10 protein-coding genes are annotated in these 10584 nt (G+C 40.0%); all 10 read left to right on the top strand.

Going from position 1 to position 10584, the window contains the following annotated elements; genetic code table 11:
• Positions 1 to 115: 115 nt before the first annotated feature.
• The 10 genes from ADI58_RS04950 to ADI58_RS04905 all read left to right on the top strand — a co-directional run bounded on the left by ADI58_RS04950 (position 116) and on the right by ADI58_RS04905 (position 10449).
• Positions 116 to 985: a branched-chain amino acid ABC transporter permease gene (locus ADI58_RS04950; protein ID WP_000941427.1), complete on the top strand. Its 870-nt coding sequence runs from the start codon at positions 116 to 118 to the stop codon at positions 983 to 985.
• Positions 986 to 988: 3 nt separating this feature from the next.
• Entirely contained in the window at positions 989 to 1945 is a 957-nt protein-coding gene (locus tag ADI58_RS04945) for a branched-chain amino acid ABC transporter permease (RefSeq protein WP_049521683.1), read from the top strand.
• Positions 1945 to 2709, top strand: coding sequence for an ABC transporter ATP-binding protein (locus ADI58_RS04940; RefSeq protein WP_049521682.1), 765 nt, complete (start codon positions 1945 to 1947; stop codon positions 2707 to 2709). The genes ADI58_RS04945 and ADI58_RS04940 overlap by 1 nt, the downstream gene beginning before the upstream one ends.
• A complete protein-coding gene (locus ADI58_RS04935) occupies positions 2709 to 3419 on the top strand; it encodes an ABC transporter ATP-binding protein (RefSeq protein ID WP_000062200.1) in 711 nt (236 codons plus the stop codon). The genes ADI58_RS04940 and ADI58_RS04935 overlap by 1 nt, the downstream gene beginning before the upstream one ends.
• 308 nt (positions 3420 to 3727) lie before the next feature.
• On the top strand, positions 3728 to 4384 hold the full coding sequence (locus ADI58_RS04930) for a CBS domain-containing protein (RefSeq protein WP_049521681.1): 657 nt from the start codon (positions 3728 to 3730) through the stop codon (positions 4382 to 4384).
• Between the two features lie 108 nt (positions 4385 to 4492).
• Positions 4493 to 5588 (top strand): peptide chain release factor 2 gene (gene prfB, locus ADI58_RS04925; RefSeq protein WP_112443476.1). Its coding sequence is split into 2 segments (ribosomal slippage): positions 4493 to 4564 and positions 4566 to 5588, totalling 1095 coding nucleotides; the frame shifts between segments, so codons are not numbered across the junction.
• A 17-nt stretch (positions 5589 to 5605) separates the two neighbouring features.
• Entirely contained in the window at positions 5606 to 6298 is a 693-nt protein-coding gene (gene ftsE, locus ADI58_RS04920) for a cell division ATP-binding protein FtsE (RefSeq protein ID WP_000022265.1), read from the top strand.
• A complete protein-coding gene (gene ftsX / locus ADI58_RS04915; protein WP_049521686.1) occupies positions 6291 to 7217 on the top strand; it encodes a permease-like cell division protein FtsX in 927 nt (308 codons plus the stop codon). Before ftsE ends, ftsX begins: the two co-directional genes overlap by 8 nt.
• Positions 7218 to 7401: 184 nt before the next feature.
• A complete protein-coding gene (locus tag ADI58_RS04910; protein ID WP_080982468.1) occupies positions 7402 to 9582 on the top strand; it encodes a PTS transporter subunit IIBC in 2181 nt (726 codons plus the stop codon).
• A 51-nt stretch (positions 9583 to 9633) separates the two neighbouring features.
• Positions 9634 to 10449, top strand: coding sequence for an endonuclease/exonuclease/phosphatase family protein (locus tag ADI58_RS04905; RefSeq protein ID WP_049521679.1), 816 nt, complete (start codon positions 9634 to 9636; stop codon positions 10447 to 10449).
• The last annotated feature ends 135 nt before the right edge of the window (positions 10450 to 10584 follow it).

The raw sequence follows: 10584 nt of genomic DNA, 5'->3' as shown, positions 1-10584 counted from the left end.
TCAAGTACAGCCTGCGGCTAGTTTCCTAGTTTGCTCTTTGATTTTCATTGAGTAAAAGAACCTATCAAAAAGTGAGGGGAAAGCCTCAAAATTATAAATAGAAAGAGTGAATCTTATGCTCCAACAACTTGTAAATGGTTTGATTCTAGGTAGTGTTTATGCGCTGTTAGCCCTAGGATATACCATGGTTTATGGAATTATCAAGCTCATCAACTTCGCCCACGGTGATATTTATATGATGGGAGCCTTTATCGGTTATTTCTTGATTAATTCTTTCCAAATGAATTTCTTTGTAGCTCTTATTGTAGCTATGTTAGCGACAGCCATTCTTGGTGTCGTGATTGAGTTCCTTGCTTACCGACCTTTGCGTCACTCTACTCGTATTGCTGTTTTGATTACGGCTATTGGAGTTTCTTTCTTATTGGAATATGGGATGGTCTATCTGGTTGGTGCCAATACCCGTGCCTTCCCTCAAGCGATTCAAACAGTTCGCTATGATTTGGGACCAGTTAGCTTAACAAACGTGCAGTTAATGATCTTGGCGATTTCCTTGATTTTGATGATTTTGTTACAGGTCATTGTCCAAAAGACTAAGATGGGGAAAGCCATGCGTGCAGTATCCGTAGATAGCGATGCAGCGCAATTGATGGGGATCAATGTAAACCGTACTATCAGCTTTACCTTTGCTTTGGGTTCAGCTCTTGCGGGTGCGGCTGGTGTTCTGATTGCCCTCTATTATAACTCTCTTGAACCTTTGATGGGGGTTACTCCAGGTCTTAAGTCTTTCGTTGCCGCAGTACTTGGTGGTATCGGGATTATTCCTGGTGCGGCTCTTGGTGGTTTTGTGATTGGTCTATTGGAAACCTTTGCGACAGCCTTTGGGATGTCAGACTTCCGTGATGCCATTGTTTATGGAATCTTGTTGTTGATTTTGATTGTCCGACCAGCTGGTATCCTTGGTAAAAATGTGAAAGAGAAGGTGTAAACGATGAAAGAAAATTTAAAAGTTAATATTCTATGGTTACTCCTTTTATTAGCTGGCTATGGCTTGATTAGTGTACTGGTCTCAGTCGGTGTACTCAATCTATTCTATGTTCAGATTTTACAACAAATTGGAATTAATATTATTCTGGCTGTTGGTCTCAACTTAATCGTTGGTTTTTCAGGACAATTTTCACTTGGTCATGCTGGTTTCATGGCGATTGGTGCCTATGCAGCAGCTATTATTGGTTCTAAATCACCAACCTACGGTGCCTTCTTTGGAGCCATGCTGATAGGTGCTTTGCTTTCAGGGGCAGTTGCCTTGCTTGTCGGAATTCCAACCTTGCGTTTGAAGGGGGACTATCTTGCGGTAGCGACTCTTGGTGTTTCTGAAATTATTCGTATCTTTATCATCAATGGTGGAAGCCTTACAAATGGTGCAGCAGGTATCTTGGGAATTCCAAACTTTACAACTTGGCAAATGGTTTATTTCTTTGTCGTGATTACAACCATTGCAACCTTGAATTTCTTGCGTAGTCCAATTGGTCGTTCAACCCTCTCCGTTCGTGAGGATGAAATCGCTGCTGAGTCAGTTGGGGTTAATACGACTAAAATTAAAATCATCGCCTTTGTCTTTGGTGCTATTACTGCAAGTATTGCAGGGTCACTTCAGGCAGGATTTATAGGTTCAGTTGTACCGAAAGATTACACTTTCATCAACTCAATCAACGTTTTGATTATTGTTGTATTTGGTGGACTTGGTTCCATTACAGGTGCCATTGTTTCGGCTATTGTTCTTGGAATTTTGAATATGCTTCTCCAAGATGTTGCTAGCGTTCGTATGATTATTTACGCTTTGGCCTTGGTATTGGTAATGATTTTCAGATCAGGTGGACTCCTTGGAACATGGGAATTGAGCCTATCACGTTTCTTTAAAAAATCTAAGAAGGAGGAACAAAACTAATGGCATTACTTGAAGTAAAACAGTTAACCAAACATTTTGGCGGTCTAACAGCTGTTGGAGATGTGACTCTTGAATTGAACGAAGGGGAATTGGTTGGACTAATCGGTCCAAACGGAGCAGGTAAAACCACCCTATTCAACCTATTGACGGGTGTTTATGAACCAAGTGAGGGAACAGTAACCCTAGATGGTCACCTTTTGAATGGGAAGTCACCTTATAAGATTGCTTCTTTGGGACTTGGACGTACTTTCCAAAATATCCGTCTCTTTAAAGATTTAACCGTTTTGGACAATGTTTTGATTGCCTTTGGCAATCATCACAAGCAACATGTTTTTGCTAGTTTCTTGCGCTTACCAGCTTTTTACAAGAGTGAAAAAGAATTAAAGGCTAAAGCCTTGGAATTGCTTAAAATCTTTGATTTAGATAGTGATGCAGAAACTCTTGCTAAAAATCTTGCCTACGGACAACAACGTCGTTTGGAAATTGTTCGTGCCCTCGCTACGGAACCTAAAATTCTCTTTTTAGATGAACCAGCAGCAGGTATGAACCCGCAGGAAACAGCAGAATTGACTGAGTTAATTCGTCGCATCAAAGATGAATTTAAAATTACGATCATGCTGATTGAACACGATATGAATCTGGTCATGGAAGTAACAGAACGTATCTACGTACTTGAATATGGTCGTTTGATTGCTCAGGGAACTCCAGACGAAATTAAAACCAATAAACGCGTTATCGAAGCTTATCTAGGAGGTGAAGCCTAATGTCTATGTTAAAAGTTGATAATCTTTCTGTGCATTACGGCATGATCCAAGCAGTCCGTGATGTAAGCTTTGAAGTGAATGAAGGAGAAGTTGTTTCCCTTATCGGTGCCAATGGTGCTGGTAAAACAACCATTCTCCGTACCTTGTCTGGTTTGGTTCGACCGAGTTCAGGAAAGATTGAATTTTTAGGTCAAGAAATCCAAAAAATGCCAGCTCAAAAAATCGTGGCAGGTGGTCTTTCACAAGTTCCAGAAGGACGCCACGTCTTCCCTGGCTTGACTGTTATGGAAAATCTTGAAATGGGAGCTTTCTTAAAGAAAAATCGTGAAGAAAATCAAGCTAATTTGAAGAAGGTTTTCTCACGCTTTCCTCGTCTTGAAGAACGGAAGAACCAAGATGCAGCTACTCTTTCAGGGGGAGAACAACAAATGCTTGCCATGGGACGCGCTCTTATGTCAACGCCAAAGCTTCTTCTTTTAGATGAACCATCAATGGGACTTGCCCCAATCTTTATCCAAGAGATTTTTGATATCATTCAAGACATCCAGAAACAAGGGACAACTGTCCTCTTGATTGAACAAAATGCCAATAAAGCACTCGCAATCTCTGACCGAGGATATGTACTGGAAACAGGGAAAATCGTCCTATCAGGAACAGGAAAAGAACTCGCTTCATCAGAAGAAGTCAGAAAAGCGTATCTGGGTGGCTAAAACAATCCAGTGGATTGTTTTAGTCGGTGGATGAGGATTACGAAGTAATCATCATTATAGTCCGGGGGACCTTTTTAGTCGGCAGATGGAGATTGCGTAAGCAATCTTTATCTACATTAAAAGATGAATTTCTAATAATTGAAAAAATCGAATGAAACGTTTTTTACCTTCATTCACAGAGCTCGATTTTAGAGCTCTTTTTGCTAGCTTATTCATACTTTTCTGAATTTTGAAAAAGAAATGTAAGCGTTTGATAGATTTACAAAAAGATTGTATAATAGGGATAAGAATAGAAAAGGAGAAGTCTCATGGCAGTTAAAGATTTTATGACCCGCAAGGTAGTTTATATTAGTACAGATACAACAGTATCTCATGCAGCAGATTTGATGAGAGAGCAAGGGTTGCACCGCTTGCCTGTCATCGAAAATGATCAATTGGTTGGTTTGGTGACTGAGGGAACCATTGCGCAAGCTAGTCCATCAAAAGCAACCAGTCTTTCTATCTATGAGATGAATTATCTTCTAAATAAGACAAAAGTAAAAGATGTCATGATTCGCGATGTTGTCACTGTTTCAGGCTATGCGAGTCTAGAGGATGCAACTTATCTGATGTTGAAAAACAAGATTGGTATTCTTCCTGTAGTAGATAACCATCAAGTCTATGGGGTTATTACGGACCGTGACGTTTTCCAAGCCTTTCTTGAAATTGCTGGTTATGGTGAAGATGGAATTCGTGTGCGCTTTGTTACAGAAGATGAAGTCGGTGTCCTTGGAAAAATTGTTTCTTTAATTGTAGAAGAAAATTTGAATATCTCCCATACAGTCAATATTCCGCGTAAGGATGGTAAGGTGATTATCGAAGTTCAAATCGATGGCTCAATTGATTTACCAGCCTTGAAAGAAAAATTTGAATCAAAGAATATTCAAGTAGAAGAGATTACTCGTACTTCAGCAAAAGTCTTGTAAGAAAGGAAGCCGAAAGGCTTCTTTTTACGTGTAATAAGGGATTAGAGCAAAAGATGGAAAGAAATGATAAAATATGCTATAATGAAATGATGTAAAAAAGGAGTATTTATGGACATTTCAGTAATTCGTCAGAAAATTGACGCAAATCGTGAAAAATTAGCTTCTTTCAGGGGGTCTCTTTGACCTAGAAGGTCTAGAGGAAGAGATTGCCATCTTGGAAAATAAGATGACAGAACCTGATTTTTGGAACGATAATATCGCGGCCCAAAAAACGTCGCAAGAATTAAATGAATTAAAAAACACCTACAACACCTTCCACAAAATGGAAGAGTTGCAGGATGAAGTCGAAATTTTATTAGACTTTTTAGCTGAAGATGATTCAGTGCATGATGAACTGGTCGAACAGTTATCAGAACTTGATAAGATGATGACCAGTTACGAGATGACCTTGCTCTTGTCAGAACCTTATGACCATAATAATGCCATTTTGGAAATCCATCCAGGATCTGGTGGTACTGAGGCTCAGGACTGGGGAGATATGTTACTTCGTATGTACACTCGTTATGGTAATGCTAAAGGCTTTAAAGTGGAAGTATTGGATTACCAAGCAGGAGATGAAGCTGGTATTAAGTCGGTAACCTTATCATTTGAAGGTCCTAATGCCTACGGCCTTCTCAAGTCAGAAATGGGTGTGCACCGTTTGGTGCGAATTTCGCCGTTCGACTCTGCCAAACGTCGCCACACCTCTTTCACATCTGTAGAAGTGATGCCTGAATTGGACGATACCATTGAAGTGGAAATCCGGGAAGATGACATCAAGATGGATACCTTCCGTTCAGGTGGTGCCGGTGGACAAAACGTCAACAAGGTTTCAACAGGTGTACGTTTAACCCACATTCCAACTGGAATTGTTGTCCAATCAACAGTGGATCGTACCCAGTATGGAAATAGAGATCGAGCTATGAAGATGTTGCAGGCTAAGCTCTATCAAATGGAGCAAGAGAAGAAAGCTGCGGAGGTAGATTCCCTCAAGGGTGAGAAAAAAGAAATCACATGGGGAAGCCAAATCCGTTCTTATGTTTTCACGCCTTATACTATGGTAAAAGATCATCGAACTAGCTTTGAAGTTGCTCAGGTAGATAAGGTTATGGACGGAGACCTAGATGGTTTTATCGATGCCTACCTCAAGTGGCGAATCAGCTAAGAAAGAAAGGAACTCACATGTCAATCATTGAAATGAGAGATGTCGTCAAAAAATACGACAACGGAACGACTGCCCTACGCGGTGTTTCGGTCAGCGTTCAACCGGGAGAATTTGCTTACATTGTAGGACCTTCAGGAGCAGGGAAGTCAACCTTCATACGTTCTCTATATCGTGAAGTAAAAATCGATAAAGGAAGCCTATCAGTTGCTGGTTTTAATCTGGTTAAGATCAAAAAGAAAGACGTCCCGCTTCTACGTCGTAGTGTTGGGGTTGTCTTCCAGGATTATAAACTGTTGCCAAAGAAAACGGTCTATGAAAATATTGCTTACGCTATGGAAGTAATCGGGGAAAATCGCCGTAATATCAAAAAACGTGTGATGGAAGTTTTAGACTTGGTTGGGTTGAAGCACAAGGTTCGTTCTTTCCCAAATGAGCTCTCAGGTGGAGAGCAACAGCGGATTGCGATTGCACGTGCCATTGTAAATAATCCCAAAGTATTGATAGCCGATGAACCAACAGGAAACCTGGACCCGGATAATTCATGGGAAATTATGAATCTCTTGGAACGGATTAACCTACAAGGGACAACTATTTTGATGGCGACTCATAATAGCCAGATTGTAAATACCTTGCGCCACCGTGTCATTGCCATTGAAAATGGCCGTGTCGTTCGTGACGAATCAAAAGGAGAGTATGGATATGATGATTAGTAGATTTTTTCGCCATTTATTTGAATCACTAAAAAGTTTGAAACGAAATGGTTGGATGACAGTGGCTGCTGTCAGCTCAGTCATGATTACTTTGACCTTGGTTGCCATATTTGCTTCTGTTATTTTCAATACAGCGAAACTAGCTACAGATATTGAAAATAATGTACGAGTGATGGTTTATATTCGAAAGGATGTAGCTGATAATAGCGAGACTATTGAAAAAGAAGGTCAAACTGTTACAAATAATGACTACCACAAGGTATACAATGCTTTGAAGGGGATGTCTACTGTTAAGAGTGTTACTTTTTCAAGTAAAGAAGAACAATATGAAAAGTTGACCGAAACAATGGGGGACAACTGGAAAATCTTTGAAGGCGATGCCAATCCTCTCTATGATGCATATATCGTTGATACAAATACACCAAGTGATGTAAAGACAGTAGCAGAAGAGGCTAAAAAAATCGAAGGTGTATCAGAAGTTCAAGATGGTGGTGCTAATACAGAACGCTTGTTTAAGTTAGCCTCATTTATTCGTGTCTGGGGACTAGTTATCGCTGGATTATTGATTTTCATTGCGGTGTTCTTGATTTCTAATACTATACGTATCACCATCATTTCACGAAGCCGTGAAATTCAAATCATGCGTTTAGTAGGTGCTAAGAACGGCTATATCCGCGGACCTTTCTTGCTTGAAGGTGCCTTCATTGGTTTACTTGGAGCAACACTTCCATCAGTTTTGGTATTTATTGTCTATAAAATGGTTTACCAATCGGTTAATAAGTCATTGGTTGGTCAGAACCTTTCAATGATATCACCAGAAGTATTCAGTCCACTGATGATTGCCTTATTATTTGTGATTGGAATTTTTATCGGTTCAATCGGATCAGGAATTTCTATGCGCCGATTCCTGAAAATCTAAAATAAAATAGAAGTATATTTGAGGAGATTTTGATATCTCCTTTTTTACTACAAAAATTTTAGAAAAAAGACTACTTTTTTTAATAAAAGCCTTTACAAAAAAAATTAAAGTGGTATAATTGAATTATAGAAAGTGCAAACGTTTTCGTAAAACGTTTGCCTAAATAAAAATAAAGGAGATTTGAATGATGAAAGATACATTCAAAAATGTCTTGTCTTTCGAGTTTTGGCAAAAATTCGGTAAGGCTTTGATGGTGGTTATCGCGGTTATGCCGGCTGCTGGTTTGATGATTTCAATCGGTAAGTCTATCGTGATGATTAACCCAACCTTTGCACCACTTGTTATTACTGGTGGTGTACTAGAACAAATCGGTTGGGGGGTTATCGTTAACCTTCATATCTTGTTCGCCCTCGCTATTGGAGGAAGCTGGGCTAAAGAACGTGCTGGTGGTGCTTTCGCCGCTGGTCTTGCCTTCATCTTGATTAACCGTATCACTGGTACAATCTTTGGTGTATCAGGCGATATGTTGAAAAATCCAGATGCTATGGTAACTACTCTCTTCGGTGGATCAATCAAAGTTGCTGATTACTTTATCAGTGTTCTTGAAGCTCCAGCCTTGAACATGGGTGTCTTCGTAGGGATTATTTCTGGTTTTATTGGGGCAACTGCTTACAACAAATACTATAACTTCCGTAAGCTTCCTGATGCACTTTCATTCTTTAACGGAAAACGTTTTGTACCATTTGTAGTTATTCTTCGTTCAATAATTGCTGCAATTGTACTTGCTGCTTTCTGGCCAGTAGTTCAAACAGGTATCAATAGCTTTGGTATCTGGATTGCTAACTCACAAGAAACTGCTCCAATCCTTGCACCATTCTTGTATGGTACATTGGAACGTTTGCTCTTGCCATTTGGTCTTCACCACATGTTGACTATCCCAATGAACTACACAGCTCTTGGTGGTACTTATGATGTCTTAACTGGTGCAGCTAAAGGTAGTCAAGTATTTGGTCAAGACCCACTATGGCTTGCGTGGGTAACAGACCTTGTAAACCTTAAAGGTACTGATGCTAGTCAATACCAACACTTGTTAGATACAGTACATCCAGCTCGTTTCAAAGTTGGACAAATGATCGGTTCATTCGGTATCTTGATGGGTGTAGTTGTTGCTATCTACCGTAATGTTGATGCTGACAAGAAACATAAATACAAAGGTATGATGATTGCAACAGCTCTTGCAACATTCTTGACAGGGGTTACTGAACCAATCGAATATATGTTCATGTTTGTAGCAACACCTATGTATCTTGTTTACTCACTTGTTCAAGGTGCTGCCTTCGCTATGGCTGACGTTGTAAACCTACGTATGCACTCATTCGGTTCAATCGAGTTCTTGACTCGTACACCTATTGCAATCAGTGCTGGTATCGGTATGGATATCATTAACTTCATTTGGGTAACTGTTCTCTTTGCTGTAATCATGTACTTTATCGCAAACTTCATGATTCAAAAATTCAACTACGCAACTCCAGGGCGTAACGGAAACTACGAAACTGCTGAAGGTTCAGAAGAATCTAGCAGCGAAGTGAAAGTTGCAGCAGGCTCTCAAGCTGTAAACATTATTAACCTTCTTGGTGGACGTGCAAACATCGTTGATGTTGATGCATGTATGACTCGTCTTCGTGTAACTGTTAAAGATGCAGATAAAGTAGGAAATGCAGAGCAATGGAAAGCAGAAGGAGCTATGGGTCTTGTCATGAAAGGACAAGGGGTTCAAGCTATCTACGGTCCAAAAGCTGACGTGTTGAAATCTGATATCCAAGATATCCTTGATTCAGGTGAAATCATTCCTGAAACTCTTCCAAGCCAAATGACTGAAGCACAACAAAACACTGTTCACTTCAAAGGTCTTACTGAGGAAGTTTACTCAGTAGCAGACGGTCAAGTTGTTGCTTTGGAACAAGTAAAAGATCCAGTATTTGCTCAAAAAATGATGGGTGATGGATTTGCAGTAGAACCAGCAAATGGAAACATTGTATCTCCAGTTTCAGGTACTGTATCAAGCATCTTCCCAACAAAACATGCTCTTGGTATTGTGACTGAACCAGGTCTTGAAGTATTGGTTCACATTGGTTTGGACACAGTAAGTCTTGAAGGTAAACCATTTACAGTTCATGTTGCTGAAGGACAAAAAGTTGCAGCAGGAGATCTCCTTGTCACAGCTGACTTGGATGCTATCCGTGCAGCAGGACGTGAAACTTCAACAGTAGTTGTCTTCACAAATGGTGATGCAATTAAATCAGTTAAATTAGAAAAAACAGGTTCTCTTGCAGCTAAAACAGCAGTTGCTAAAGTAGAATTGTAATATACTTGAGGTTGGAAGCTGTATTCCAACCTCTTATTTTGGGAGAAAAGAATGAAATTTTTAACACTCAATACTCATAGTTGGATGGAAAAAGAAGCTGAGGAAAAATTCCAGATTTTGCTTGAGGATATTCTTGAAAAAGACTATGATTTGATTTGTTTCCAAGAAATCAATCAGGAGATCACATCTCCAGAGGTGGAGGTTAATGACTTTTATCAAGCTTTGCCAGCAGCTGAGCCTATTCACCAAGATCACTATGTTAGACTTTTGGTTGAAAAGTTGTCAGAGCAAGGGAAAGATTACTACTGGACTTGGGTCTATAACCATATTGGTTATGACCGCTACCATGAAGGTGTGGCTATCTTGTCTAAAACACCTATTGAAGCAAGAGAAATTTTGGTTTCAGATGTGGATGATCCAACAGACTATCATACTCGCCGTGTCGCCCTGGCTGAAACTGTAGTTGATGGTAAGGAGCTTGCAGTTGCCAGTGTCCATCTTTCTTGGTGGGATAAAGGGTTCCAAGAAGAATGGGCACGATTTGAGGCTGTCTTGAAAGAATTGAACAAGCCGCTTTTGCTAGCTGGAGATTTCAACAATCCGGCTGGACAGGAAGGCTACCAAGCTATTTTAGATAGTCCATTAGGCTTACAAGACGCTTTTGAAGTTGCTCAAGAGAAAAGCGGTAGCTATACCGTTCCACCAGAAATTGATGGCTGGAAAGGGAACACTGAACCCCTTCGAATCGATTATGTCTTTACTACCAAAGAGTTAGCGGTGGAAAATTTACATGTCGTATTTGATGGTAACAAGAGTCCACAAGTGAGTGATCACTATGGTTTGAATGCTATTTTAAACTGGAAATAATAACTGATACTCTTCGAAAATCAAATTCAAACCACGTCAACGTCGCCTTGCCGTATAGATGTTACTGACTTCGTCAGTTCTATCTGCAACCTCAAAACAGTGTTTTGAGCAACCTGCGGCTAGCTTCCTAGTTTG

It is taken from the genome of Streptococcus mitis, from assembly GCF_001074635.1.
In the GTDB taxonomy this organism is placed as follows: Bacteria; Bacillota; Bacilli; order Lactobacillales; family Streptococcaceae; genus Streptococcus; species Streptococcus mitis_E.
The sequence above is the reverse complement of the archived record's forward strand: the minus strand, read 5'-3'. Positions and strand labels throughout refer to the sequence as shown.